This is a genomic window from Paenibacillus durus (assembly GCF_000756615.1).
In the GTDB taxonomy this organism is placed as follows: domain Bacteria; phylum Bacillota; class Bacilli; order Paenibacillales; family Paenibacillaceae; genus Paenibacillus_AQ; species Paenibacillus_AQ durus.
On the sequence record NZ_CP009288.1, the window covers coordinates 178,101 to 203,597 of the forward strand.

Below are 25,497 nucleotides of genomic sequence, written 5' to 3' on the forward strand. Positions count from 1 at the left end.
ATGGGCAAGGGGTGTTTGTGTGTTTGTGAAGGTTTACCAGGCAGGTTATACGCTGACAGACTGCGGTTTTTCGATAACTTTATCAACGAGTCCGTATTCAGCGGCATCCGCGGCACTCATGAAGTAGTCGCGGTCCGTGTCCTTCTCGATGCGCTCAAGCGGTTGACCGGTGCGGTCTGCCAAAATACGGTTCAGTTTGTCGCGCATTTTCAGGATGCGGCGGGCACGAATTTCAATATCCGTAGCTTGCCCTTGGGCACCGCCCAGCGGTTGATGAATCATAATTTCACTGTTCGGCAGCGCATAGCGCTTGCCCTTCGCTCCGGCGTTAAGCAGGAAGGCGCCCATGGAAGCGGCAAGTCCGACGCAAATCGTGGAGACATCCGGTTTGATGAACTGCATCGTATCAAAAATCGCCATGCCGGCGGTGATGGACCCGCCCGGGCTGTTAATGTACAAAGAAATATCTTTTTCCGGGTCCTCGGCGGCCAGGAAGAGCATTTGTGCGATGATGGAATTGGCTACCACGTCATTAACCTCAGTTCCAAGGAAAATGATGCGGTCCTTCAACAAGCGGGAATAAATGTCATAAGCCCGCTCGCCTCGGCTGCTTTGTTCTACGACCATAGGAATATAACTCACGTGGAAAACCTCCTTAAATTAGAACTTCAAAAATGGATTTCGTTATAGCATTTTTACTTAACTGTTACCGTATTACCCACATGATAAACAAATTCAAACAAAAAGTCAAAGAAAGTCAAACGAAAAGTCAAAGAAAGTCAAACTCATCATAAAAAAAAAGCGCCAATCCATGGCGCTCTGTGTTAAATAATCGAGGTTTGGTTAAACAAATAATGTGGCGCGCCCGCCAAGAATCGAACTTGGATCTCAGGCTTCGGAGGCCTACGTCATATCCATTGGACCACGGGCGCAACAGAAATTATTATAATATAAAATTTCGGCTAATGCAACTCTTATTCATGATATAGGTTATAGGGACCTGCTCTTGGCCTCCGAAATGTACAGGATCATGTATAAGAAGAAAAGAGAGGGCGAATTCTACTTTCGGAGCCCTTGCGTTTAGAGGAATATTTGGGTAAAATACTTAGTGGGACTTAAAAAGTTATCCCGGGACGTTTTAAGACCATAGAGAAGGGGTTAGAAGAGAAAGACGAAGTTGCAGGAGTGAAAGCATGCGTGACTTATTAGAAATCCAAAAGCAGCTTCTGCCTGATCTCATGGAAACCCTCAAACGACGATATACGATTCTTCACCAGATCCTGTTATCCGATATTATCGGCCGCAGAACGCTCGCCGCTTCACTTGATATGACCGAACGGGTGCTGCGCGCGGAAACGGACCTACTGAAATCGCAGGGGCTCATCGAGATCGAGAGTGTTGGCATGCGCATCAGCGATGCCGGACGGAAACTGCTTGACTTGCTGGAGCCTGTGGCCAAGAGCCTGTTTGGCTTGGATGACCTGGAAGAGGAAATCCGTTCGAGCTACGGTTTAAAGAAAGTCATCGTGGTTCCGGGCGATTGCGAAGCCTCGACATTTGCCAAGAGAGAGCTTGGGAGGGCTGGAGCGAAAGCGCTTCTCAGCGTACTTAGTGCAGATGATACGGTTGCCGTCACCGGCGGCTCGACGCTGTATGAATTAGCGGAGCAGATGACCGCTCCTCTATCTGCGTCCTACCGCGATGCCTTGATTGTGCCTGCTCGCGGGGGCCTTGGAGAAAGCGTTGAGTTTCAGGCTAATACGATTGCTTCGACGATGGCAAAGCGGATTGGAGCTCACTATAGGCTGCTGCATGTGCCGGATTTGCTCAGCGAGGAAGCCTATCAATCTTTGGCCCATGAACCGAACATTTCGGAGATCGTACAGATTATCCGCCGTTCTCGAATTATCGTGCATGGTATCGGAGATGCCATGGAAATGACCCGCCGCCGGATGCTCGACGAGGGGACTGTGTCCAAGATCAAGGACGCGGGCGCTGTTGCCGAATCCTTCGGCCACTACTTTAACGAGCAGGGCGAAGTGGTGCATTCCATGCTTACGATGGGGCTGCGCCTCGAGGATATCGTGCGGACGGAAATTGTAATCGGCATAGCCGGAGGCAAGCGGAAGGCGAAGGCCATTCACGCTGTGCTGCGGTTCGGCCAGGAGGACATACTTGTCATAGATGAAGCCGCTGCGGTTGAGATCGTCAAGCAAATAGACGAACAGAACGCCTCAGCCAAGCAATCTTCTCATTATGACGGGCACTAGCATGATTATGCTTCATACTTACAGTGTTGTCTTGACAAACCCCATGGTTTGTCTTGAATAAATAAAAACGAATTTTAGGAGGAACTATTCAATGACTGTAAAAGTAGGTATTAACGGATTTGGACGTATTGGCCGCCTCGCATTCCGCCGTATTCAAGACGTGGAAGGAATCGAAGTTGTAGCGATCAATGACCTTACCGATGCCAAGATGCTGGCGCACTTGTTGAAATATGATACATCGCAAGGCAAATTCCAAGGCGACGTTGAAGTTCACGACGGATTCTTCAAAGTGAACGGCAAGGAAGTTAAAGTTCTGGCTAACCGCAACCCTGAAGAACTGCCTTGGGGAGACCTGGGCGTAGATATCGTTCTGGAGTGCACAGGCTTCTTCACTTCCAAAGAAAAAGCTGAGCTTCACCTGAAAGGCGGAGCGAAAAAAGTCGTTATCTCCGCTCCGGCTACAGGCGACATGAAGACTGTCGTTTACAACGTTAACCATGACATTCTCGACGGCTCCGAAACTGTTATTTCCGGCGCTTCCTGCACAACGAACTGCCTGGCTCCAATGGCTAAAGTCCTGAACGACAAGTTCGGTATTGTTGAAGGCCTGATGACTACAATCCACGCTTACACTGGCGACCAAAACACGCTGGACGCTCCGCATGCTAAAGGCGACTTCAGACGCGCCCGCGCCGCTGCTGAGAACATCGTTCCTAACACGACTGGCGCTGCTAAAGCGATCGGTCTGGTTATTCCTGAGCTGAAAGGCAAACTCGACGGTGCTGCTCAACGCGTACCGGTTCCTACTGGTTCCCTGACCGAGCTGGTTACTGTTCTGAACAAGACTGTAACGGCTGACGAAATCAACGCGGCAATGAAAGAAGCTTCCGATCCGGATACTTACGGATACACTGAAGACGAAATCGTATCCTCCGATATCAAGGGTCTGACTTTCGGATCCCTGTTCGACGCTACACTGACCAAAGTACTTACTGTTGGCGACAAGCAGCTCGTTAAGACTGTTGCTTGGTACGACAATGAAATGTCCTACACTGCTCAACTCGTTCGTACGCTCGAACACTTCGCAAAACTGGCTAAATAATAATTCGGGATTTTATATAGCATCATCCATAGAGCGGAAACAGCAGTTTATTGTTTCCGCTCTTTTCCGAAATATTAGACGATCGCAGCTATTAACAATTCCTATGATATAAGCCTTTTCGGAAAAACGGATGCCGTTCCTACTAGAATGACGCAGCCGTTTCTTCTTAATGCAAACTCTGTGTGTTTGCCCAGAATTCCAAAAGTGGAACAATTTCGGGTATGGAGGGAAATAGTCATGAGCAAAAAGAGTGTCCGTGATGTAGAAGTAACAGGCAAACGCGTATTTGTCCGCGTGGATTTTAATGTGCCGCTCGAAGACGGCAAAATTACCGACGATACGCGTATTCGCGAAACGCTTCCTACGGTTAAATATTTGATCGAAAATGGAGCCAAAATTATTCTGGCGAGCCATATGGGCCGTCCGAAAGGCCAGTTTGTCGATTCCATGCGACTGACCCCAGCCGCAGAACGCCTGTCCCAACTGCTCGGCAAACCGGTTGCCAAAGCAGACGAAGCGGTTGGCGACGCTGTCAAAGCAAAAATTGCCGAACTGAAAGACGGCGACGTTCTGGTTCTTGAGAATGTCCGTTTCTATCCGGGCGAAGAGAAGAACGATCCGGAGCTTGCGAAGCAGTTCGCCGAGCTGGCCGATCTGTTCGTTAACGACGCATTCGGTGCGGCGCACCGTGCGCATGCTTCGACTGAAGGCATCGCTCATTATCTGCCGGCTGTATCCGGACTTCTGATGGAGAAGGAATTGAACGTACTGGGCAAAGCCCTCTCCAATCCGGAGCGTCCGTTCACCGCGATTATCGGCGGTTCGAAGGTTAAAGACAAAATCGACGTTATCGACAACCTGCTGACTCTGGCAGACAACGTGCTGATCGGCGGAGGCTTGTCTTACACGTTCTCCAAAGCTCAAGGCTACGAAGTCGGAAAATCTCTGCTCGACGAAGAAAAAATCGATACTGCTCTTGGCTTTATCGAAAAAGCGAAAAAACTCGGCAAGAACTTCCTGCTGCCGGTTGACGCTGTGGTAGCCGATAAGTTCGGCGCCGACGCCAACACCAAGACTGTTGACATTAGCGAAATCCCTGCGGACTGGCTCGGTCTGGATATCGGTCCAAAAACGGCTGCACTCTATGCGGACGTTATCAAGAATTCCAAGCTTGTTGTATGGAATGGACCGATGGGCGTATTTGAAATCGACATTTTCGCTGAAGGTACGAAAGCGGTGGCTGAAGCCTGCGCGAAGACTGAAGGATATACCGTTATCGGTGGCGGCGACTCCGCTGCTGCAGCCGAAAAATTCAAGCTCGCTGACCAAATGGACCATATCTCCACCGGCGGCGGAGCATCGCTTGAATTCATGGAAGGTAAAGCTCTTCCTGGCGTAGTAGCGCTGAACGACAAGTAAGACAATAGAGGGAGGCAAGCTTTGCAATGAGTAGAACACCAATTATTGCTGGCAACTGGAAGATGTTCAAGACTGTTCCGGAAGCAGAAGGCTTTTTCGCCGAAGTTAAAGGCAAGGCCGAAGTGGATGGCGTGGAAACGGTAATCTGCGCTCCATTCACTAATCTGCCGGCTCTGACAAAGGCCGCTCAAGGCACAAGCATCAAAATCGGCGCACAGAACCTGCACTTCGAGGACAACGGCGCTTATACGGGTGAAATCAGCGGTGTTATGCTGAAGGATCTCGGTGTAGATTATGTCATTCTCGGACACTCCGAGCGCCGCGCTTATTTCGGCGAAACGGATGAAATCGTGAACAAAAAAATGCACGCGGCATTCCGCCACGGCATCACTCCAATCGTATGCGTAGGCGAGAAGCTCGAAGAGCGTGAAGCCGACCAAACGAAAGAAGTTTGCAAAGTGCAAACCGAAGGCGCGTTCCAAGGTCTCAGTGCGGAGCAGGCAGCTCAAACCGTTATTGCCTATGAGCCAATCTGGGCGATCGGTACCGGCAAATCCTCCACTTCGGCGGATGCCAATGAGGTTATCGCTTACATCCGCAGCCTGATCAAGGACTTGTATGACGAAGCGACTGCTGAGGTCATCCGCATTCAATATGGCGGAAGCGTTAAGCCGGAGAACGTTACCGAATATATGGGCCAAAGCGACATCGACGGTGCTCTCGTCGGCGGTGCAAGCCTGCAGCCTGGTTCCTTCGTTCAACTTGTTGAGGGGGCGAAGTAATGTCAGCACCAAAACCAGTAGCACTGATTATCCTGGACGGTTTCGGACTGCGCGATACCGTGGAAGGCAACGCCGTTGCTCAGGCGAAGAAGCCTAACATCGACCGCTACCTGAAGCAGTACCCGCACACGACGCTTAGAGCTGCCGGAGAAGCCGTAGGACTTCCGGATGGCCAAATGGGCAACTCCGAAGTGGGACATCTTAACATTGGTTCGGGCCGGGTTGTATATCAGGACTTGACCCGCATTGATAAATCCATTCGCGAAGGAGATTTCTTCGAGAATGAAACGCTGGTGGGAGCGGTGAGACACGCCAAATCTACCGGCAAGAAGCTTCACCTGTACGCGCTGGTATCCGACGGAGGGGTACACAGCCATATCAATCATCTGTACGCCATGCTGGAGCTGGCCAAAAAGGAAGGGCTGAACGATGTATTCATTCACGCCTTCATGGACGGCCGAGACGTACCGCCAAGCAGCGGTCAGAAATTCATCGAAGTTCTTCTTGCCAAGATCGAGGAAATTGGCATAGGCAAGATTGCTACGGTGTCCGGACGTTACTTCGCGATGGACCGCGACAAACGCTGGGACCGCGTGGAGAAGACGTACCGCGCCATGGTTTATGGCGAAGGACCGAAGTTTTCGGACGCGTTGCAGGCGATCACAGCTTCGTACCAGAATTCCGTGTATGATGAATTCATTGAGCCTTGCGTTATCGTGGACAGTGAAGACAAGCCGGTAACGACCGTTGAAAGCGGCGATTCCGTCGTGTTCCTGAACTTCCGCCCGGACCGTGCCATTCAGCTGTCCCAGGTGTTCACGAACGCCGATTTCCGCGGCTTTGATCGCGGACCGCTGTTCCCGAAAGATCTGTATTTCGTCTGCCTGACCACATTCAGTGAAACGGTTCAGGGCTATGTCGCCTACAAACCGAAGAATCTGGATAACACGCTGGGCGAGGTGCTCGTACAGAATAACAAGAGGCAGCTGCGCATTGCGGAGACCGAGAAATATCCGCACGTAACCTTCTTCTTCAGCGGCGGACGCGACGTGGAACTGCCGGGAGAGACCCGTATTCTCATCAACTCCCCGAAAGTCGCGACTTATGACCTGCAGCCTGAGATGAGCGCTTACGAGGTGACTGCGGCTTGTGTGGCCGAGATCGAAGCGGACAAACACGATGCGATTATTCTGAACTTCGCCAATCCCGATATGGTTGGACATTCCGGCTTACTGGAACCGACGATCAAGGCGGTTGAAGTGACAGACGAATGTGTTGGCAAAGTGGTAGACGCCGTTCTGGCCAAAGGCGGGGTAGCTATCATCCTTGCCGACCACGGCAACGCGGACATGGTATTCGATGAAGAAGGCAAACCGTTTACAGCCCATACAACCAATCCGGTTCCGTTCATTGTAACCGCTGAGAACGTTGTCCTTCGTGATGGAGGCATTCTCGCGGATGTGGCGCCGACGATTCTCGATCTGATGGGAATTCCGCAGCCTGCGGAAATGACCGGACAATCCATGATCGCAAGCCGCAAGTAATTGGGCAAGACTATATGGTGCAAGATCAAAGTGTTAAGCAAGACCAAATTTTTGTTAAAAAAGGAGAATGAACTCAAATGACTATTATTTCCGACGTATATGCACGCGAGGTACTTGACTCCCGCGGTAATCCTACTGTAGAGGTTGACGTTTACCTGGAATCCGGCGCTAAAGGCCGCGCTATCGTTCCTTCCGGCGCTTCCACCGGCGCTCACGAAGCCGTTGAGCTTCGCGACGATGACAAATCCCGTTACCTGGGCAAAGGCGTTCTGAACGCAGTGAAGAACGTTAACGAAATCATCGCTCCTGAAGTGATCGGCATGGACGCTCTGGACCAACTGGGCATCGACAAAGCCATGATCGCTCTGGACGGAACGCATAACAAGGGCAAACTGGGCGCCAACGCTATTCTGGCTGTTTCCATGGCTGTAGCCCGCGCTGCAGCTGACGATCTGGACGTGCCTCTGTACACTTACCTTGGCGGATTCAACGCTAAGCAGCTTCCGGTTCCGATGATGAACATCGTAAACGGCGGCGCTCATGCCGACAACAACGTTGACGTGCAAGAGTTCATGGTCCTGCCTGTAGGCGCACCAAGCTTCAAAGAAGCTCTGCGTACCGGCGCCGAAATCTTCCACAACCTGAAATCCGTACTGAAAGGCAAAGGCCTGAACACTGCGGTTGGCGACGAAGGCGGATTCGCTCCTAACTTCACTTCCAACGAAGATGCACTGTCCTCCATCATGGAAGCCATTGAAAAAGCTGGCTACAAACCGGGCGTTGACGTATTCCTGGGCATGGACGTTGCTTCTACCGAGTTCTTCAAAGATGGAAAATACCACCTGGAAGGCGAAGGAAAATCCTTCACTCCTGCGGAATTCGTAGACCTGCTCTCTTCCTGGGTTGACAAATACCCGATCATCACAATCGAAGACGGCTGCTCCGAAGACGACTGGGAAGGTTGGAAGCTGCTCACCGAGAAACTGGGCAACAAAATCCAACTGGTTGGCGACGACCTGTTTGTAACCAACACCGAGCGTCTGGGCAAAGGTATCGAAGAAGGCATCGGCAACTCCATCCTGATCAAAGTTAACCAAATCGGTACGCTGACTGAAACTTTCGACGCGATCGAAATGGCAAAACGCGCAGGCTACACTGCTGTTGTATCCCACCGTTCCGGTGAGTCCGAAGACAGCACGATCGCCGATATCGCCGTAGCTACCAACGCCGGCCAAATCAAAACGGGCGCACCTTCCCGTACAGACCGTATCGCCAAGTACAACCAACTGCTTCGCATCGAAGACGAACTGGGCGAACTGGCTCAATACAACGGCCTGAAATCCTTCTATAACCTGAAAAGATAATGAGATTCGCTTGAATCTTATGAACAGCTAGGGAATAGAGACTGCTTCCCGGTCATTAAATGATCGAGGGAGCAGTCTTTTTCTATAGGGTATGCCTGGGTATTGCAGCTGAATTAAGTTGTATTGCAGGGTTCTGTATGATACAATAAAAATGCTGTTTATGAATCGTGAGTATTAACTTTCTATAGATAGTGATGCTTTGCGTAGGAGGTGGAATGAATGGAAATTTTTCTGAAGGTGCTGCTTTTGATTTTTTCTATCGGTCTGATTACGGTGGTACTGCTGCAAAAAGGCAAAAGCGCAGGCCTTGCGGGCGCCATCTCCGGCGGAGCTGAGCATCTGTTCGGTAAGACGAAAGCGCGCGGTATGGAGCTGGTGCTCCAGCGTGTAACGGTAGGACTCGCGGCGGGATTCTTTATTCTGTCCATTATTGTTGCAGTTGTGATTGACTAAAATAGACGAATCGAACCTTCGCTCTTCTTCCGATGGAGCGGAGGTTTTTTTGTAATCGGCGGAAAGGGATGCCGAGGATTGATTTCGTGTATACTAGGGTATGAAGTATTATAGACGACAGCATACATATCAGCCGGCGGCCTGCGCCGCGGTGGGCCGAGGTGACGAAGATGATAACGCAAGAGAACTTACTGGACTTCATGCGGGAAACCGCTTATAAACCCATGACTTATGAGGAACTGATTGATCACTTTCATTTTACGGGAGAAGAGGAGCTAAAAGCATATAGCGTTCTGCTAAGCACCCTGGAGCAGGAAGGGCGGATCGTACTGACACGTACCGGACGCTACGGTGTGCCGGAGCGTATGGACCTGCTGCGCGGCCGCCTGCAGGCTCATGCAAAGGGCTTTGCTTTTCTGATTCCCGATGACCGGGAACATCCCGACGTATATATCCATGCCAACGATATCAAAAGCGCCATGAACGGCGACATCGTGCTTGTCCGCGTGACTTCGAGAAGCCATGGCGGGGGCCGGATGGAAGGTGAAGTCGTGCGCATCGTCCGGAGGGGCGTGCTGCAGACCGTTGGCGTGTTTCAGAATCTGGAGGCTTACGGCTTTGTGCTGCCGGATGATAAGCGGATTAACCGCGATATTTTTATCCCGAAGGAATCATTTAACGGTGCGGTGGACGGGGAAAAAGTCGTTGTCCGTATCGTAAACTATCCGGAGGGACGCGCGGCGGCGGAAGGGGAGATTATCGAGATCCTGGGACATAAAGACGATCCCGGCGTCGATATTTTGTCTGTCATCCGCAAGCATCAGCTGCCGGAGGTTTTTCCCGAAGAAGTCATGGAAGAAGCGAACGGCGCGCCGGACTCCATTACGGAAGAGGAAATTGTGAAGCAGGGCCGCCGCGACCTGCGGGGCTTAAATATTGTTACCATCGACGGTGAAGATGCCAAAGACTTGGATGACGCGGTCAACGTCGCCCGTCTGGAGAACGGTCATTACAAGCTTGGCGTGCATATTGCCGACGTCAGCTATTATGTGCGCGAGAACTCGGCGCTGGATAAAGAAGCGTACGACCGGGGGTGCAGCGTCTATCTTGTCGACCGGGTTATTCCGATGCTGCCGCACCGCCTGTCGAACGGCATCTGTTCTTTGAATCCGCAGGTGGACAGGCTGACGATGTCCTGTGAGATGGAATTCGACGAGAATATGAAGGTCGTGAAGCATGATATTTTTACCAGTGTAATTCGTACCAAGGAACGGATGACCTACACCAACGTCCGCAAAATTCTGCTGGATGAAGAGCCCGAGCTGCTGAAGCGCTACGCTTCGCTGATTGAAGACTTTCGGCTGATGCGCGAAATTGCGATGAAATTACGGGATGCGCGGATGAAGCGGGGGGCCGTTGACTTCGATTTTCAGGAAAGCAAAATCATTGTTGACGAGAACGGCAAAGCCGTTGATATCGTAAAAAGAGAGCGTTCGATCGCCGAGCAGATCATTGAGGAATTCATGCTGGCGGCGAACGAGACGGTGGCTGAGCATTTCCACTGGCTGAAGGTGCCTTTCCTGTACCGGATTCATGAGGACCCGGACCCCGAGAAGCTGCAAAATTTCATGGCATTCGCGGCCAACTTTGGCTACCACGTCAAGGGCCGGGGCAATTCCGTGCATCCCCGCGCGCTGCAAAAGCTGTTGGAGGATATCCAGGGAACGAAGGAGCAGACGGTGATCAGCACGATGATGCTCCGCTCCATGAAGCAGGCGAAATACGACGCGGAGAGCACGGGCCACTTTGGGCTGGCGGCGGAGTATTATTCTCACTTCACTTCACCGATCCGGCGGTATCCCGACCTGGTTATTCACCGGGTCATCCGCGAGGTGCTGGAGAGCGGCGGAGCGCTCAGCGAGAAGCGTCATGAATATCTGGCGAGCCGAATGCCGGACATCGCCCAGCAGTCGTCCGAGCGGGAACGTGTCGCGGTGGAAGCGGAACGGGATACGGACCAGCTCAAAAAAGCGGAATATATGTTGGACAAGGTCGGCGAGGAGTTCGAGGCGATGGTCAGCAGCGTGACCAGCTTCGGCATGTTCGTCGAGCTGGAAAATACCGTCGAAGGGCTGATCCGTCTGAGCCATCTGACGGATGATTATTACCATTTCGACGAGGGTCATATGGCGCTCATCGGCGAGCGCACCTCGAAGGTATTCCGCATTGGCGACGAGGTGAAGATCCGAGTCGCCAAGGTGAATATGGACGACCATACGATCGACTTCGAGCTGGTCGATATGAAGCCGCGCGCGGCAGGGGAGCGCCGCAGCGGGGGCTTTGGCGGCGGCGGCCGGAACGGTAAAGGCGGCCGCGATCGCAGAGGCGGCCATGGCGCGGCGGCCGGAGGCGGCAAGGGCCGCAGCGGCGGTAAGGGCGGAGCCGCCGCCAGTGCTGGAGGCCGCGGCAAGCGCGGTCGCGGCGGGCGCGTGCACGGCGGCGGCCAGGCCGGAGGCGGCGCGGCATCCGGCGGCGCCGAGCGTGGCGGCCGGGGGCGCAGCGACGACGCGAAGGCTGGCCGCGGCGATGGCGCTATCGCCGCCGGTAGCGAGCCGGGCGCTGGCGCGCGCAGCCGGAAGGGCGAAGCCGGAGATGCCGGCGGTTCACGCGGCATCAGCTTCAGCTTCGGCTCCGGCAAGGGCGGCTACGGCGCGCCGCCTAGCGGGCCGAACGGGCGCGGCGACGTGTACACCGGCGTCGGCGGCGACACGAAGTTCCGCGCCCGCGAGGACCTTGGCGGCGACTACGGCGGCAGTAAAGCCGCCGGTAGCAAAGGCCGCCGGAAAAGAAAGTCCAAAAGCGGCATCTTCATCGGCGAGTCGGTGGCCCCTGGCAACGTGGAGCTGTCGGCTCCGCTCGGCGAGAAGCGGAAGAAAAAGAAGAAAAAGCAAAAGTAACCTGAACATAAAAGCGGAAGCGTCAAGCTCCGCATGAGACCCCGGAACGATTGCACGCCTCTTGGATAATGACCGCCGCCGAGGGAGGCGGGCGAGTTATCGGCCGCGAAAGACCCCATTGCCGTCGCAAGATGGACAATGGGGTCTTTGTTTTTGCTGTCATCCGATGTGGGATAGCGGACGACAGCCGTACAACATGATGTTTTTTAGAGTATGTACAACGTTTTATGGCGCTGCTCCGTCTTATCTGTAGAAAGCTGGAGAGGAGAGGGGGAGGCTATGTTCAGTGCGGAGATGACAAAGGTCACTTTGGCCGGCGTGGGGACCGAGGTGCAGTTTAGCGATGCGGTCAGGCTGCACCGGGAGCTGCTGTATGGAATTGCCTGCAGCTACCTGCGCAACCGAAGCGACACGCTGGAAGCGGTCCAGGAGGCGATCTGCCGGGCTTGGATCAAACGGGCAACGCTGAAAGATCCCAAGGCGTTCAAATCATGGATCATTCGGATTCTAATCTACGTCTGCATCGACGAGCAGCGGCGTAGGAAGCGCACGGTTCCGCTGGAGGACAAGGATCTGGCCGGACAGGTGACGGATATCGGACACGGGCGGCTGGAGATGCTGTCGGTGCTGGAGCGTATCAAGCCCAAGTACCGCCATGTGCTGCTGCTCAAATATTATAATGACCTGACGATCCCGGATATAGCGGCGATTCTGCAGAAACCGGAAGGAACGGTGAAGACCTGGCAGCATAAAGGACTGAAGCAGCTGCGTGCGATTATGGAAGAGGAGGAACGAGCATGACGATGAGCCGGGAAGAGCGGGCGATGCTCGCGGAGGCGGCGGACCTGCATGGAAGCAGGCCGCATGGGGACGACGCGATTCAGATGCGGGACATCGAGGAAGCCATCGGGCGTGCCGAAGGCAGAGTGAGGAAACGGAGGCGTGCCGGGGGGGTTGCGGCGGCGGTCGTCGCGGCAGCTGTGGCGGTTGGGCTGTTCGCAGGGCCCGGTAGCCTTATGCCCGCAGTGTTCCAGGCTACGGAGGCCGGTCCGGTTAGTGATGTGCCGAAGGGGCTAGCGCCATTTTTCTCGTGGAGTCCGGATATCTTTCCGGATACGCTGAATTATGCCTGGAGGCATCGCTATGTTCAGCCGCTTGACGTAAAAGCCAGTCGGGACGGATACGGCATTGTCGTGAATGGTGTGATTGCCGACCGCAATCAGATCATGCTGCTGTATACGGCGATGTCTGCGCCCAATCGGGAGATCTACGGCATCTCTGATCTGAAGCTGAGCAGCAGTTCTACCGGAGCGGCGATGGACAACGGGAACTATGGCTCTTACAGCAATCAGCGGGAGCGGAGCAGTCTGCAGTCTTACCGGGGCATTAGCAAAATCAGCCTCGATCCCGCCGCCATCGCCGACCGGCCGAGCCGGATTTGGGCCGATTTTCAGATCGGGGCGGTGCCGGCCGGACGGACAAAGGGCTGGAACCACTCGGACATGTCCATCGTCAAATTCTCGCCGAGGCTGAAGGTGGCGATCGACCTCGATCCGAGGTTCTGGCAGGCCGAGCCGGTGACGGCGCTGTCGGAGCAAACCGTGACCATTCAGGGTCACGCCCTCCGGGTCAAACTGGAGGCGTATCCGATCAGCACCAAGGTGACCTTCCTGATGGATGACACGCTGCTTGAGGATACCGATTTCAAACAGTCCTTCCTGCTCTCACACGAGCTCCAGTTCTCGATATATACCCGAGATAAGGGGAGTAGGGAAGTGCAGCAGCAGATCGGGTCCTCGGTCGGAGGCTGGACGGAGGAAGGATTCCAATTCGTCATGGACAGCCGTTTTTCCATGGATAAGCCAAAGTTGGTCCGACTGAACTTCCCGAAGGCGCCGGGAACGCCGGATCTGATCTTTAACCTTAGTCCATAAACCGGCGCTGCTTGCTGTGGTGAGGCATTCATGCTGAAGTAAATGTTGCCATTACCTGAGGCGAGGCAAGCCCATGCTCCCTGTAATCCGGATGCTGTCCGGATATCGCTAGCGGGCTAGGGCTTTCCTTGCGTTTATGGGAACGCTTTTGATACAATATAAGTCTAGTGCCTACGGTCCTGAACGCATCAAGAAGCGGCTGGATGCGGTGGTGTCTTGTTTAATATTCGAGTTAAGGAGTGATTGTCATGGGTAAAAAAGCAGACGGGAAAGTGCTCGCCCAGAACAAAAAGGCTTCCCATGATTATTTTATCGAGGACACCTACGAGGCGGGCATGGTGCTGACGGGAACGGAGATCAAATCGCTGCGCAATGGCCGTGCGAATATCGGGGATGCGTTCGCCACGATTCGCGGCGGCGAGATTTTTGTGCATAACATGCATATCAGTCCATTCGAGCAGGGCAATCGCGCCAACCCGGACGACCCGACACGCACGCGCAAGCTGCTGCTGCATAAAGAACAGATCAGCAAGCTGCTCGGGCATTCCAAGCAGGAAGGCTACACGATAGTGCCTCTGAAAGTATACGTCCGCAACGGCTATGCCAAGCTGCTGCTCGGCATCGGCAAAGGGAAGAAACAGTACGACAAACGCGACTCCGCCGCCAAACGCGACGCACAGCGCGATATCCAGCGGGCGCTGCGGGAGAAGCAGAAGGTCGCAAGATAAACGGTGAATTTGGGAAAATCGTCCCGGCTAACCGGGTGCTGTCACTCAGAGGCATTATTCTGGCATACAACGCGGAATGGAACCTCGGGCGCTCTCATTGTTCGGGCAGCTTCGGTGGCAATCTTCGCCTAAGTTTCCTGCAAGATCTATGTGATTAAGCTGCAAAATGTGATATACTCTTTTATGTAAGACTTAATGCTTCAGATTATCTTTTCGCCTTATGGCGCGAAGGATAATGGATACGGATCGCTCTTGCCGGCGGTTCCCTTGATCCAGGAAGCCCTTTTAATGAGGGGCCGTTTTTGGATTCGACGGGGGTAGTTCGAGCATGGGTAGCGAGTAGTGGGGACGCGTCCGCTTCATCAACGCTAAAGCCAATTAAACGGCAAACAAAACAACAACTTAGCTTTCGCAGCTTAATAACCTGTGAGCTAGCTCCTACCTTCCATCGCCCATGTGGCGGGCTAGGGGCTCAACTTTAGTGGGATACGCCGCTTGGTCTCCGCCTGGGGTCAACGGAAGAAGATAATCAGGCTGACCCAAAGGGGATCCGGTGACAGGGAGTCTCTAGGGTGACATCAAATCTGTCACTACACTCGTAGAAGCTTATGTGGCGTTATCTTCGGACAGGGGTTCGACTCCCCTCGGCTCCATATGGAGTATCAGTGAAAGACACCCTCAAAGGGTGTCTTTTGCTATTTCTAGAATGGGAGCGACCCCAAGTGTGTAGAAGAAGGGTTCAGTTCTCGTGGGCTGTACCGGAGTATAGGGAGTACGCCATCGAATCTACCGCTAAATTTTGCTCGTCGTCTCCGCTTCATTAGCAATTTAAATCAGGATTTCTATACTCACCATACCCCCTTTGTTGTAAAATCATATGATAAACCACCCTAAATCAGAAGGTGAAGAAGATGAATCAACCTCTATATATTCCTGTGCAAGCACATTCCCCATATATGAGCATATCCGGCCGGTATTGCGAATGGAAGCCCAGCCATAAGCTTAGGAAATATATTTATTGTTACTGGGTATCACCCTTCACCAACCATCCCAAGCCGGAATGTCAGCTTACAGATAACATCGAGATGATTGTTCCCGATGGGTGTATCGATATGGTATTTCGAATAGATAGAACATTGCCTGATATCCAAAACCTCGTCGTAGGTACAACGGATCGGGCGATTTTCGTTGATATGGAATATGATCGAATCGATACTTTTGGCATTCGTTTCTATCCGGGGGGATTGCAGCCTTTTATAAAGGAGCCTTCCTATTTATTTACCAATCAAATCATTAACTTTGAAGATGTAATTAAGGGGTTTTCAAGCGAGCTGAAGGAACAGCTCTATTTATCACCTTCCTTTAACAATACCGTCTACAGTATTAATAAGTACCTTCTCTCTAAATTATCCAATGACTTGGGCTGGGAAGACACGTTTCAAAACGCCCTAATGCACATCTATCAAGCAAATGGGAATCTTTCTGTGAAAGAGATTGCAAGAAAAGAGGTAATTAGTGAAAAGCAGCTTACGAGAATATTCTATGAACGAGCGGGCGTAGGGACAAAAACTTTCTTAAGAATCATGAGGCTCCAACAATTACTTACGATCCTGCATGGTAGAGAGAAAACGACTTTGACGGATGCTGCAATCCAAAGTGGTTATTATGATCAAGCCCATTGTATCCGGGAATTTCAGGACTTCTGTGGCATTCTTCCTTCTGACTATATCAAATTCAGAAACTAATTTTGTCTGTTTTATACAATCGGAATGGTGTCATGGATGGTATCATGAGGAGATAAAAAAGGAGAGGATATGATGGAGAATATCCAACGGAAGCTGGAGAAATACATGGATGCATGGTTGGATTCGAATCGATTTAGCGGAACCGTACTTATAACCCAAGGAGATCGTCATATTTTGAGAAAAGGGTACGGTTATGCGAACCATGAGTATCAAATACCAAACACAGCCTCCACAATTTACAACATAGGTAGCATTACAAAGCAGTTTACAGCCGCGGCAATACTGCAGCAGGTTGAACAAGGAAACTTGGGGCTGGATGATCGGGTTGGGACATTTATTAAAGAGTATCAACATGCCGGTGATATTACAATTCATCATCTGATGTCATCTGCATCGGGCATACCAGATTATACGGAGCTGTCGGAATATAATACGAGAGATAGGTTGTCGGTCGATAGGATTATCGAATGGCTAAATAGCAAACCGCTGCATTTCACACCTGGCCAAAGTGTACAGAAGAGCAACTCAAACTTTTTGTTGCTTGCCAGAATTGTTGAAATCGTTTCGGGAATGGAAATCGAAGCATACTACAAGAAATATATATTTAAACTGGCTCAACTCGAATACACGGGAGTATGCCGAAACGAGGATGTTATTTCTAATAAAGCTTATGGATACTCTTATTCAGGGGAGGGTGTTGTCCAAGCGGAATATTATGAGATGACCGGTGCTTATGGAAGTGGTTTTCTATACTCCAATGCAGATGACTTATTGAGATGGGTTATAGCATTGACTGATGGTACCATTATAAGCAAAGAATCTTATCAAAAGATGATTACTCCGTACGGTTTTTTGTGGTATATAGGGGCTTCGGTAGGTTATGGCTGTTCCGTAAAGGGCGATCCTGCAGAGGAGGTGTCTGTGGATGGAAATATTTATGGTTATACCTGTTGTACTCAAAGATACATGAACGGTGAATTTACCGTTATTGTGCTAAGCAATAACGATGCAGTACCGACGGGTAGAATCGTACAAGGGATAAAGAGCATTTTGTTCTTACAAGAACCACAAGTCATAATAAAACCGGATATACAAGAAGTCAGGGATTATACAAAATATAAACACTTTACCGGAGAATATTACTTTCCTCCAACAGGGTGGTTTTTTACCATTAGCTTTGAAAATGGAAGTTTGAATGTAGATCGACTTTTCATTCAGGAATCAAAAAGAAAGAAATTCCCGATTAAACTAGTCTCTGAAGACGCTAACCTTTGTGTTTTTACATGTGAGGTTTGCGACAGCATGTTTTCCTTCCATACTGATTCAGAGGGATTGGTCAACAAAGTACTTTATGTTTGGGATACGCTAGAACTACCTTATGAACGAAAGGCTGGTGCCTGGCCAGATGAGGTGGGTTAGGGCTAACAAGTAGTGGGATACGCTGTCTCATCTCCGCCTGCGGTGAGCTGAAGAAGACAATCAGGCTGACCCAACGTATAGCCGGTGACAGGGAGTCTCTAGGGTGACATCAAACCTGTCACTACACTCGTAGAAGCTTATGTGCCGTTATCCTCGGACAGGGGTTCGACTCCCCTCGGCTCCATATGGAGTAAAGTAGAAGACACCTGAAAAGGTGTCTTTTTTCGTATTGACAGAGAGTAGCAATTTTTTGTAGGGTGACTTAACGGTGATACACTAAATTCTTTACAACTATCGGGAACCTTTTCAGAGCAAGACCAATGTGGAATATATTAGTAGACAAGTATGCCGCCGTATGTTTTATTTAATATTATAAGATTTATTATGCAGGAAAAAGGGGCTAGCACCATGGTAAGTCTGTTTATTTTTACATTAAGTACATTAAACCAAGCAGATCTGTTTGTATCTAAAGCAGATGGTAAATTCGATATTACTAAATTAAGGGCTACCAGAGATTGAGGTTATAAAATTCAAAGAAATATGTTTTTTATGGAGGATTTTGAACGATGCTTGATATCAATGAAATAGTTATGAAGTGGCCTCAAGTTCTTGGCGTTGTAAAAGCAAAGAAGATTACTGTTCATGCTTGGCTTATGGATGGTAGCCCTTTTAAGTTTGAAAACCACATATTATATCTTTTGTTTAAAAGCACAATACATATGGAGACCACAAAAAAGCCCAATAATGTTAGAGTTATCGAAGATGTTCTTAAGGAGGTTTTTAGTGAGAACATTAAAATTGAATGTTTAAGCAATGAAGATTCCTTAAAAGAAACGTTTGCTAGAAGCCAAACGATATTTAGTACCGAATTACTCTTTGTTCTAGAAAACGGCACCAGGCTTTCAAGATTCGATACCTTAGTCAATCTTTTAAATGTTGATGATGAGTTTATCATTCAAATTCATGAACAAAATATAGATAAATTCAAGGGAGAGGTGCTGAAAAATGGAAAATCCATTCGCCTCGATATACAAATTAACAGATATATAACTAATGAAGAACATGATCTAGTTTATAAAATTATCCTCTATGGAAGCAATGTGGAAGAGGTTGAAGATTACACAAATCATATGATTGACCTTGTTCATAATAGAAAAGAAGTTAAAAACAAATATCTTCTTTGGGATGGTATATCCCAATATTACTGTACCCAAGCATATAATTATATCAATCAAGTAGAAAATCGTATGAGATCTTTCATAATGGAGTTTTTATGTAGAAAGATAGGACAACATGCCTTTCAGAAAACGCTATCAAATGAAATTAAGGGGAGCATTGATAATAATAATCAAAAAACCCCCTACGTTGGTTTTAACACCTCTCTTTTTAATGTAGAGTTTCGTGAACTTGGGGATTTTTTATTTAAAGAATTTGATGAATTTAAAGATAAGGAAGAACTTATTCGTGAAATAAGAGGTTGTAATAATATAGCAGATTTAAATAAACTAAAAGCAAAACTACCCAATTCTAATTGGAACAAATACTTTAAAGATACTGTTAATAATGCTAATCTACACACAAAGTGGAACAACTTAATTAAGTACAGAAATATTGTAGCTCATAATAAAATATTAACAAGGAAGGAATATGAGCAATTAAGAATGCTTGCTGATGAAATTTTAAGTGATATAGAGAATGCTATTGAAAGTCTTGACGACATGAAGCTAAACATTGATGAACAGGAGAAAATATCGTCTAATTTAGACCAAATCCAACTCACATTAGATTGTGATAAATGCGGAAGAACCATCTCATTCGATGAAGCGAATTTTAGCTATGAAGATAATGAATTGTTGTTTAAATGTGTGGAATGTATTCAATAAGTCATTTTAAATAAAATCATTCTTAATTAAGATCAAGAAGAAGACAACCAGGCTGACCCTTTCGAGATCCGGTGACGGGGAGCTTGATCGGGTGACATCAAATCTGTCACTACACTCATAGCAGCTTATATGGCATTACCTTCGCGCATACGTTAGCCCCACCTCGCCCCATACGAAACCCCGCTCCCAGAGCGGGGTTTTTACATGTAGGGCCTTAAATTACAGCCGAATGGTTGCAGGCTTACCAATCATGGATTCCTCCCCTTAACCTGCTTTAACTCCGCCACTGCAAGAAAACTAACAATCACTAATAAAAGCCATGAACTCACCTTTCCTAGATGAACGAGACTCCATGCATCGGTTTGGTTTGGATATTGCCAAGCTCCAAAGAACGTTGCGATATTTTCGGCGATCCATATAAAAAATCCGATAAGCACAAAAGAAAGTGCAAGCGGCATACGGTAACGGGTTCCACCAACCTCATATGTGACCCATGATTGCCAAAAGACGATAATCACAAGTCCAGATAACCAAAAGCGGACGTCCATCCAATAATGGTGGGTAAAAAAGTTCAAATAAATCGCTGCTGCAAGAGGTACAACAACCCAAAACCGTGGCCACTTCACCAGTTCAACTTTAAACCTCCTCCACGCCTGGCAAAGATAACTCGCTACGCTTGCGTACATGAATCCGCTGTACAAAGGCACTCCAAAAACTTTGAAGTATCCTTCTTCCGGATAAGACCAGGAGCCCATATGTACCTTGAAAAGTTCAAGCGCGAGTCCAATCAGGTGGAACAATGTGATCACCTTTAGTTCATCCCGTGTTTCAAGCCCGGAGCGCACCATCCACCACTGCATCAGAAGGCAGATAATGAGCAACCAGTCATACCGTGGCAGGAAGGGGAGCGGTAGGATTTGGGTCAAAGCCAAAGAGGAAAAAATAACAACAGGAAACAAACAAGATAGGGCCTGCTCCCAACCAAAACGAACGAGTTGTTTTAATGCTCTCATTTTGGTGCCTCCAAAGGTTTTTCTGAATACATGTAAGTTCAGCTTATTCGGTGTCTTCATCACTTCTGTATTCTAAAAGATCTCCGGGTTGACATGCCAAAGCCTCACAAATCGCCTCTAAAGTGGATAATCGAATCGCCTTCGCCTTTCCATTTTTCAATATCGAAAGGTTAGCCATCGTAATTCCAACCCTCTCCGAAAGTTCAGTAACGCTCATTTTCCTTTTAGCCAGCATCACGTCAATATTGATGATAATCGCCATTGTTTTCACCTCAGACCGTTAAATCATTTTCTGATTTTATATCTATGGCATTTGTTAAAAGCTTTTGAAGAACGGCAGCAAAGACCGCAACCACAATGGAGGCAAAAACAATAACCATTCCGAGTACGATGAGACCTGGAGCGTCGTCTTCCTCCGCTATGAGATATAAGAGTGGCATGCCTGCCGCATACAAGATGCTGATTGTGATTGCACAGGTTTTGATAATCTTTAAAGCTCTTACGGATCGTTCCGAGAAAGCTTTGTTCTTGTCAATATAGCTTAAAAGTCTTAAAGCCTGAACCAATGCAATGAAAAACGGTATCGCCGATACATACATAACGGTTAAAAGGGGATATACCCAATAAGCCGGATAAGTTTCTACCGCTTCCTTCGCTATGGCAGGCAGTCCCCATACGCACAAAGCAAGAATAGGCAGTCCAATAAGAAACACAGCTAGCTTTAAAAAGAGTGTTTCCCGTTTCATAAAAAGCACCTCACTAGTTTATTGTCAAATAGGACTTTAACACATTATTTATCGTTTTACAATAAATAATTATTGATTTTAATTACATTATTGTTGTTATTAAATAGTTTGGACGACAGCAAGACCCCATATTAAATGGAGGGGTGTAGCGGAATAGGGCGGGGCTTTGTGGGATACGCTGTCTAGTCTCCACCTGGGGCTAGAGGAAGAAGACAAGCAGGCTGACCCTTTCAAGATCCGGTGCGTTTAGGCCTAGCTTGTTCATTCTGAGGTTGGGCTTTTGTGCTATACTGGAAGTAGGTGTAAGTGAGATTATCCGAGGTGATGAGGATGCGATGGGAAGAGGTTCGCGAGCAGTTCCCAGATGAGTGGGTGGTCTGTGAGGCATTAAAGTCTCGTTCGGAAAATGGATACTGGCTCATTGATGAAGTCGCACTTATTGATCGATTCGACGATTCAACGGATGCCATGAAACGCTACTATGAATTGCATCGAGAACAGCCATATCGCGAATACGGCTTTTTTCATACATCCCGCGAAGAACTGAAGCTTCGGGAAAAATGGGCGGGGGTACGGGGGCTAAGATGAGGATTGACGTGAGGTACGGGCTGCCTTTTATCGAAGTGATCATTTGTTACCGCGGTGAAGAGCTTCATTTGAAAAATGTTTTGCTGGACACAGGTTCGGCAGGAACAATTTTTAACGCTGATGTGGTCGATCCATTGGTGTGAAAATTGAACCAGGTGACTTCCTCAACAAGATCAGAGGTGTAGGTGGAGTAGAGGTCGTCTATTCCAAGCAGTTTGATTTTGTGAGTACAGGAGAGGCTTCTCTAGAAGGTTTTGAAGTTGAAATTGGGGAAATGGACTACGGCATGGAGATTGATGGCATTCTTGGCTTTGACTTTATCCAGTCTGCTGGGTTAGTGATAGATTCTAAAGAGTTGCTAGTGGCAGCAAAATGAGATCACTTACGATGTAGCCGAAATCATATTAAGCGTGTAAATCATGACTGAGCGTAAGTTGCTAAATGAACTCATGTTCTTAAAAACGAGACCGTTTTTAGAACATGGGTTCATTTTATTAAAGGGATATTGATTAGCCTGTGTTCTTTTCTGGATGCACCATCTTCTGTATCAATTCTTGATAAGGTTTAATTTCATCAATCCTCAGCGAGACTCTACTTTAGCGGTCTTGTGAACTTCTTTTGTATTTGTATTCATCTATATAGGTCGCCATAATGAACCTCCCTTCGATTAGTATTCTTTAATATATTTCCGGGAAGAAAGAACATATGTTATCAGTTAATCATTGTAATTTAAGCTCATCATTTCCTATTATTATCGTGCAATAAATTCAGCTATTAAGGACACACTGTAATAGAATCGAAAGGGGGAGAATAATGGGAGTTTTTCGTATTTCAATGGTTAAAATGGATACATTGGGGAAGTATTTTCCCAAGAAAAGAGAGACGTTGTCAGAGCTTGAAGCACTAGAAAATGCTTATTTGGATGGGATGAAAGAAGTGCTTACTGAAGTTGCAGCTAAGAGACACCTTGAAATCGGTGGAATGTTATCTGATAATCCCCGGATCAGGAAAGCTAACGATCTCTCTCATTACGCGATTGAAAACCTGCACAATAGCTTAAACGATGAGCAACGCAAATTGTATGGACAAATGGAGGAAGCGGTTAATTCGGAGAGAGGACTTGAAGATGAGGAAAGTTTTATAATGGGATTTCTGGAAGGTTATCGCTTCATAAAAGAGCTTCAAAGATCTGGTGGTGGTCTTACACTGCTGTGATGATTCTGCCAATGTATTAAAGTAGCACATTGGGTTGAATGAGAGTGGGGAGCGGGAATAATACCTGGAAATTATAAGGCCCAGGATAAACATTATTGAACATTGGGGAAAAAGAGCTAAAAACCGGTGGCTGTTAACCGGCCACTGCGCACAGTTCTAACAGCGGCCCGCGACAAATTGTGGCTCTGCACGTCCACGCCTCAGCTCCATATGGAGATGAAAAGACACCTTGAGGGCAATGTCATTAAGATAAGCTCAAAGATAAGACTGGGAATAAAAATGGAATCCAAAACGGCATGGGGAAAAGCCCTGTGCCGTTTGTTTTTTGGTGCAAGCCAAAAAAAGTGCACAGCAAACAAAGCGGAGGGAATATCCGCTTAAAAAAGTGTTCATGTGAAACGAATTATGCTACTCTGTAGACGAAGCTAACGACTGATTTCCAGCGGATTTTGCGCGTATTCTTCTGTCCTGGGCGAAGGGATCGAATCGGCAAAATGTTTTTGCGAATCAGGGCTTCGACATCGGGCGGGGGTTCATCGTCCCGTGAGCGCAGGAAATGTCTACACACATGAACGGCAACCGTAAAGTTGACTTGGTAGGGGTGCCGTTTATCCATTTGGGAAATGACGACGTGCGAGGTCATCATTTCAGCGAAATTGTACAGGATCATTCTTGCGAAAATCTCTTGGGTGATGGACTCTTGTCTCTTTGCGTGAAAATTCGTCAGACCGACGGTGTATTTTAATGCCCGGAAAGAGGTTTCAATGCCCCATCGCATGTTGTAAATGGACTTGATTTCACCCGGTGGGAAATCAGCAGCAGAAAGATTCGTAATGACGGTTTCATAAGCGCCACTGGGCAGGACGAAACGAACAATCCGAAAGGAAATCGGGTAAAACAAGTTCTCCTGCAAATCTAAAAAATCAAAGGTAGACGTGGAAGGGACGAACTTGTACATCTCGGGATGAGCCTTGACCTCTTTGGTTTGTTTTTTGGTGAGTGTCAGATGAGCGTCCCGATCAAACGCTCCGCCAGAGGGCAGACGCAGGCCCGAAAGAATACCATTCGAATCTAAATCCTTAACCCGTATGACATAGCTCCACCCTTTGCGTTCCAGATGCGCGAAATTGTTGTAACTTTCGTAACCTCGATCGGCTATAACAATGGTTTTGCCTTGGATGGGCGAACGATCAACCATAGTCGCCAGCGCCCTTCCCTCGTTGCACCACCTTCGCGGCTGAACAAGGGCATCCACGTAAAGTCTGTTGTACAAGTCATAGGCTGCGTTCAAATGCAGAAGGTTATAGCCTTTCGTGCTCGGTTGACTTTGAAAATAGGTGTCCGTGTCCGCAGAGTCCGTTGCGATATGCAAATCCGAACCGTCAACGGCAAGTAGTCGATACCCTCGGTAGTCCTTGATATCCGTATAGGATTACGTAAATGCGTGAAACAAGAATTCTACAGCAGACGGTAGAATTTTATTCCTCTGCTGGACAAAAGCAGAAGTAGTAGCGGTGTTTACGTCATAGCCCTGCGATTCCAAGAGTTCCTTATATAGGCTGTTTCCTCCCATGGAAATCAGGAGCTGCATGACCGTTTCAAAAGGCAGCTTTTTCTTTCGAGTAAAATCCTTTTCCGGGTTTTTGACATAAGGTGCGGGTGTGGCTGACATTTCTCGAATGAGGGATGTCAGCTTGTTTTTTAGCGAATTTGCGTACTCATTCATTGGCGTAGCCTCCTCATTTGTTCAAGGGGCTTCGCCACACATTTCCATCTGAATGTCAATCCTTTTTTTCTTTTTTCGTGCAAAAAAAGAGCGGGGCTATCTTTTCGATAACCTGCTCTTTTTCTTGATTTTTGGCCCTGCGCCTTAACTTAATGACATTGACCTTGAGGGGTGTCTTTTTTGTTGATTTGAGTCAAGAGAAATCGGTAACGAAGCGTTACTCCAGAAAAATAGGCTGAATGCGAAATAGCCTTGGGGTGAGTTTGCCCAAAAGGATAGATGGTTCAGGACTTTACGGTCATCATCTTCATAACCCAGTTGATCTAAATAAGCTTTTATTTTAGGCTCAACATGGAATTGATTAAAATGGGATGGGCTAAGTTCTTCGAACATTCTATACATGCATCCCTCCCAGTCATAATGCTTAAAATTATAAGTACCATATTCCGCATAGTAAATGCTGCTATCTGTTCTCCCCTCATTTTTGAGTGTATATTTTAGTTTATAAGAGTTACTCCCCCATAAATCAAACCAAAATTCTTGAAGGGCTTCATCTGACTGCTCGTCCATAAAATCCATACACAGGATAAAGGCATAACTAAAAATAAA

At 48.5% G+C, this 25,497-nt stretch carries 25 protein-coding genes, 1 tRNA gene and 1 other RNA gene; 19 read left to right on the top strand and 8 right to left on the bottom strand.

Annotated elements, in window-relative coordinates; genetic code table 11:
- Window positions 1-45: 45 nt before the first annotated feature.
- Window positions 46-642 (bottom strand): ATP-dependent Clp endopeptidase proteolytic subunit ClpP, encoded by a 597-nt coding sequence (gene clpP, locus PDUR_RS00880; protein WP_042204670.1) that lies wholly within the window; start codon window positions 640-642, stop codon window positions 46-48.
- A 215-nt stretch (window positions 643-857) separates the two neighbouring features.
- Window positions 858-932: transfer RNA gene (locus PDUR_RS00885), tRNA-Arg, on the bottom strand.
- Between the two features lie 261 nt (window positions 933-1,193).
- On the opposite strand from PDUR_RS00885, the gene PDUR_RS00890 reads away from it, so the two are divergent.
- From PDUR_RS00890 to PDUR_RS00955, 15 genes are all read left to right on the top strand, one after another.
- Window positions 1,194-2,270, top strand: a complete 1,077-nt coding sequence (locus tag PDUR_RS00890; protein ID WP_042204671.1) for a sugar-binding transcriptional regulator — start codon at window positions 1,194-1,196, stop codon at window positions 2,268-2,270.
- Window positions 2,271-2,361: 91 nt separating this feature from the next.
- On the top strand, window positions 2,362-3,372 hold the full coding sequence (gene gap / locus PDUR_RS00895; protein ID WP_042204672.1) for a type I glyceraldehyde-3-phosphate dehydrogenase: 1,011 nt from the start codon (window positions 2,362-2,364) through the stop codon (window positions 3,370-3,372).
- Between the two features lie 237 nt (window positions 3,373-3,609).
- Window positions 3,610-4,791 carry a phosphoglycerate kinase gene (locus tag PDUR_RS00900; RefSeq protein WP_042204673.1) on the top strand — a complete coding sequence of 394 codons (1,182 nt, stop codon included), beginning with the start codon at window positions 3,610-3,612 and terminating at the stop codon, window positions 4,789-4,791.
- Window positions 4,792-4,817: 26 nt separating this feature from the next.
- Window positions 4,818-5,573 carry a triose-phosphate isomerase gene (tpiA, locus tag PDUR_RS00905; protein WP_042204674.1) on the top strand — a complete coding sequence of 252 codons (756 nt, stop codon included), beginning with the start codon at window positions 4,818-4,820 and terminating at the stop codon, window positions 5,571-5,573.
- Window positions 5,573-7,117 (top strand): 2,3-bisphosphoglycerate-independent phosphoglycerate mutase, encoded by a 1,545-nt coding sequence (gene gpmI / locus PDUR_RS00910; protein ID WP_042204675.1) that lies wholly within the window; start codon window positions 5,573-5,575, stop codon window positions 7,115-7,117. Before tpiA ends, gpmI begins: the two co-directional genes overlap by 1 nt.
- A 77-nt stretch (window positions 7,118-7,194) precedes the next feature.
- Window positions 7,195-8,481 (top strand): phosphopyruvate hydratase, encoded by a 1,287-nt coding sequence (gene eno, locus PDUR_RS00915; protein WP_042204676.1) that lies wholly within the window; start codon window positions 7,195-7,197, stop codon window positions 8,479-8,481.
- Window positions 8,482-8,700: 219 nt separating this feature from the next.
- Window positions 8,701-8,934 carry a preprotein translocase subunit SecG gene (gene secG / locus PDUR_RS00920; protein WP_042204677.1) on the top strand — a complete coding sequence of 78 codons (234 nt, stop codon included), beginning with the start codon at window positions 8,701-8,703 and terminating at the stop codon, window positions 8,932-8,934.
- A 170-nt stretch (window positions 8,935-9,104) separates the two neighbouring features.
- Window positions 9,105-11,891, top strand: coding sequence for a ribonuclease R (gene rnr, locus PDUR_RS00925; RefSeq protein ID WP_042204678.1), 2,787 nt, complete (start codon window positions 9,105-9,107; stop codon window positions 11,889-11,891).
- 279 nt (window positions 11,892-12,170) lie between these two features.
- Complete coding sequence (locus PDUR_RS00930; protein WP_052409886.1) at window positions 12,171-12,692, top strand: sigma-70 family RNA polymerase sigma factor; 522 nt, start codon at window positions 12,171-12,173, stop codon at window positions 12,690-12,692.
- Entirely contained in the window at window positions 12,689-13,825 is a 1,137-nt protein-coding gene (locus PDUR_RS00935; protein ID WP_042204679.1) for a DUF4179 domain-containing protein, read from the top strand. The genes PDUR_RS00930 and PDUR_RS00935 overlap by 4 nt, the downstream gene beginning before the upstream one ends.
- A gap of 248 nt (window positions 13,826-14,073) precedes the next feature.
- Window positions 14,074-14,553: an SsrA-binding protein SmpB gene (gene smpB, locus PDUR_RS00940; protein WP_025699468.1), complete on the top strand. Its 480-nt coding sequence runs from the start codon at window positions 14,074-14,076 to the stop codon at window positions 14,551-14,553.
- A 292-nt stretch (window positions 14,554-14,845) separates the two neighbouring features.
- Window positions 14,846-15,209, top strand: a transfer-messenger RNA (tmRNA) gene (gene ssrA, locus PDUR_RS27660).
- 255 nt (window positions 15,210-15,464) lie between these two features.
- Window positions 15,465-16,298: a helix-turn-helix domain-containing protein gene (locus tag PDUR_RS26950; RefSeq protein ID WP_052409887.1), complete on the top strand. Its 834-nt coding sequence runs from the start codon at window positions 15,465-15,467 to the stop codon at window positions 16,296-16,298.
- A gap of 69 nt (window positions 16,299-16,367) precedes the next feature.
- Window positions 16,368-17,717 carry a serine hydrolase domain-containing protein gene (locus tag PDUR_RS00950; protein WP_081949329.1) on the top strand — a complete coding sequence of 450 codons (1,350 nt, stop codon included), beginning with the start codon at window positions 16,368-16,370 and terminating at the stop codon, window positions 17,715-17,717.
- A gap of 566 nt (window positions 17,718-18,283) precedes the next feature.
- On the top strand, window positions 18,284-19,600 hold the full coding sequence (locus PDUR_RS00955) for a HEPN domain-containing protein (RefSeq protein WP_042204681.1): 1,317 nt from the start codon (window positions 18,284-18,286) through the stop codon (window positions 19,598-19,600).
- A 248-nt stretch (window positions 19,601-19,848) separates the two neighbouring features.
- On the opposite strand, the gene PDUR_RS00960 is transcribed toward PDUR_RS00955, so the two are convergent.
- Genes PDUR_RS00960 through PDUR_RS00970 form a run of 3 tightly spaced genes read right to left on the bottom strand, consistent with a single transcriptional unit; the run spans window position 19,849 to window position 21,359 of the window.
- Window positions 19,849-20,613: a DUF817 domain-containing protein gene (locus PDUR_RS00960; protein ID WP_042204682.1), complete on the bottom strand. Its 765-nt coding sequence runs from the start codon at window positions 20,611-20,613 to the stop codon at window positions 19,849-19,851.
- 43 nt (window positions 20,614-20,656) lie between these two features.
- Window positions 20,657-20,875 (bottom strand): helix-turn-helix domain-containing protein, encoded by a 219-nt coding sequence (locus tag PDUR_RS00965; RefSeq protein WP_042204683.1) that lies wholly within the window; start codon window positions 20,873-20,875, stop codon window positions 20,657-20,659.
- Between the two features lie 10 nt (window positions 20,876-20,885).
- Window positions 20,886-21,359, bottom strand: a complete 474-nt coding sequence (locus PDUR_RS00970; RefSeq protein WP_042204684.1) for a DUF2975 domain-containing protein — start codon at window positions 21,357-21,359, stop codon at window positions 20,886-20,888.
- A 330-nt stretch (window positions 21,360-21,689) separates the two neighbouring features.
- On the opposite strand from PDUR_RS00970, the gene PDUR_RS00975 reads away from it, so the two are divergent.
- The 4 genes from PDUR_RS00975 to PDUR_RS00985 all read left to right on the top strand — a co-directional run bounded on the left by PDUR_RS00975 (window position 21,690) and on the right by PDUR_RS00985 (window position 23,162).
- Window positions 21,690-21,947 carry a hypothetical protein gene (locus PDUR_RS00975; RefSeq protein WP_042208939.1) on the top strand — a complete coding sequence of 86 codons (258 nt, stop codon included), beginning with the start codon at window positions 21,690-21,692 and terminating at the stop codon, window positions 21,945-21,947.
- Window positions 21,944-22,090 carry a hypothetical protein gene (locus PDUR_RS29570; RefSeq protein WP_233277451.1) on the top strand — a complete coding sequence of 49 codons (147 nt, stop codon included), beginning with the start codon at window positions 21,944-21,946 and terminating at the stop codon, window positions 22,088-22,090. Before PDUR_RS00975 ends, PDUR_RS29570 begins: the two co-directional genes overlap by 4 nt.
- Window positions 22,087-22,323: a retropepsin-like domain-containing protein gene (locus PDUR_RS29575; RefSeq protein ID WP_233277452.1), complete on the top strand. Its 237-nt coding sequence runs from the start codon at window positions 22,087-22,089 to the stop codon at window positions 22,321-22,323. Before PDUR_RS29570 ends, PDUR_RS29575 begins: the two co-directional genes overlap by 4 nt.
- A 437-nt stretch (window positions 22,324-22,760) precedes the next feature.
- Complete coding sequence (locus PDUR_RS00985; protein ID WP_042204685.1) at window positions 22,761-23,162, top strand: DUF6809 family protein; 402 nt, start codon at window positions 22,761-22,763, stop codon at window positions 23,160-23,162.
- Between the two features lie 403 nt (window positions 23,163-23,565).
- Here PDUR_RS00985 and PDUR_RS00995 read toward each other — a convergent pair whose 3' ends face one another.
- The 3 genes from PDUR_RS00995 to PDUR_RS28435 form a co-directional block, all read right to left on the bottom strand.
- Window positions 23,566-24,582 (bottom strand): IS4 family transposase, encoded by a 1,017-nt coding sequence (locus PDUR_RS00995; protein ID WP_218918460.1) that lies wholly within the window; start codon window positions 24,580-24,582, stop codon window positions 23,566-23,568.
- A gap of 12 nt (window positions 24,583-24,594) precedes the next feature.
- On the bottom strand, window positions 24,595-24,888 hold the full coding sequence (locus PDUR_RS29430) for a hypothetical protein (protein ID WP_218918431.1): 294 nt from the start codon (window positions 24,886-24,888) through the stop codon (window positions 24,595-24,597).
- Between the two features lie 144 nt (window positions 24,889-25,032).
- Window positions 25,033-25,458 (bottom strand): hypothetical protein, encoded by a 426-nt coding sequence (locus PDUR_RS28435; RefSeq protein ID WP_156130231.1) that lies wholly within the window; start codon window positions 25,456-25,458, stop codon window positions 25,033-25,035.
- Window positions 25,459-25,497 lie beyond the last annotated feature (39 nt).

Coding starts and splice junctions, on each gene's coding strand:
- PDUR_RS00890 (WP_042204671.1), top strand. CDS start 1,194: ATGCGTGACTTATTAGAAATCCAAAAGCAGCTTCTGCCTGATCTCATG.
- gap (WP_042204672.1), top strand. CDS start 2,362: ATGACTGTAAAAGTAGGTATTAACGGATTTGGACGTATTGGCCGCCTC.
- PDUR_RS00900 (WP_042204673.1), top strand. CDS start 3,610: ATGAGCAAAAAGAGTGTCCGTGATGTAGAAGTAACAGGCAAACGCGTA.
- tpiA (WP_042204674.1), top strand. CDS start 4,818: ATGAGTAGAACACCAATTATTGCTGGCAACTGGAAGATGTTCAAGACT.
- gpmI (WP_042204675.1), top strand. CDS start 5,573: ATGTCAGCACCAAAACCAGTAGCACTGATTATCCTGGACGGTTTCGGA.
- eno (WP_042204676.1), top strand. CDS start 7,195: ATGACTATTATTTCCGACGTATATGCACGCGAGGTACTTGACTCCCGC.
- secG (WP_042204677.1), top strand. CDS start 8,701: ATGGAAATTTTTCTGAAGGTGCTGCTTTTGATTTTTTCTATCGGTCTG.
- rnr (WP_042204678.1), top strand. CDS start 9,105: ATGATAACGCAAGAGAACTTACTGGACTTCATGCGGGAAACCGCTTAT.
- PDUR_RS00930 (WP_052409886.1), top strand. CDS start 12,171: ATGTTCAGTGCGGAGATGACAAAGGTCACTTTGGCCGGCGTGGGGACC.
- PDUR_RS00935 (WP_042204679.1), top strand. CDS start 12,689: ATGACGATGAGCCGGGAAGAGCGGGCGATGCTCGCGGAGGCGGCGGAC.
- smpB (WP_025699468.1), top strand. CDS start 14,074: ATGGGTAAAAAAGCAGACGGGAAAGTGCTCGCCCAGAACAAAAAGGCT.
- PDUR_RS26950 (WP_052409887.1), top strand. CDS start 15,465: ATGAATCAACCTCTATATATTCCTGTGCAAGCACATTCCCCATATATG.
- PDUR_RS00950 (WP_081949329.1), top strand. CDS start 16,368: ATGATGGAGAATATCCAACGGAAGCTGGAGAAATACATGGATGCATGG.
- PDUR_RS00955 (WP_042204681.1), top strand. CDS start 18,284: ATGCTTGATATCAATGAAATAGTTATGAAGTGGCCTCAAGTTCTTGGC.
- PDUR_RS00960 (WP_042204682.1), bottom strand. CDS start 20,613: ATGAGAGCATTAAAACAACTCGTTCGTTTTGGTTGGGAGCAGGCCCTA.
- PDUR_RS00965 (WP_042204683.1), bottom strand. CDS start 20,875: ATGGCGATTATCATCAATATTGACGTGATGCTGGCTAAAAGGAAAATG.
- PDUR_RS00970 (WP_042204684.1), bottom strand. CDS start 21,359: ATGAAACGGGAAACACTCTTTTTAAAGCTAGCTGTGTTTCTTATTGGA.
- PDUR_RS00975 (WP_042208939.1), top strand. CDS start 21,690: ATGCGATGGGAAGAGGTTCGCGAGCAGTTCCCAGATGAGTGGGTGGTC.
- PDUR_RS29570 (WP_233277451.1), top strand. CDS start 21,944: ATGAGGATTGACGTGAGGTACGGGCTGCCTTTTATCGAAGTGATCATT.
- PDUR_RS00985 (WP_042204685.1), top strand. CDS start 22,761: ATGGGAGTTTTTCGTATTTCAATGGTTAAAATGGATACATTGGGGAAG.
- PDUR_RS29430 (WP_218918431.1), bottom strand. CDS start 24,888: ATGAATGAGTACGCAAATTCGCTAAAAAACAAGCTGACATCCCTCATT.
- PDUR_RS28435 (WP_156130231.1), bottom strand. CDS start 25,458: ATGGACGAGCAGTCAGATGAAGCCCTTCAAGAATTTTGGTTTGATTTA.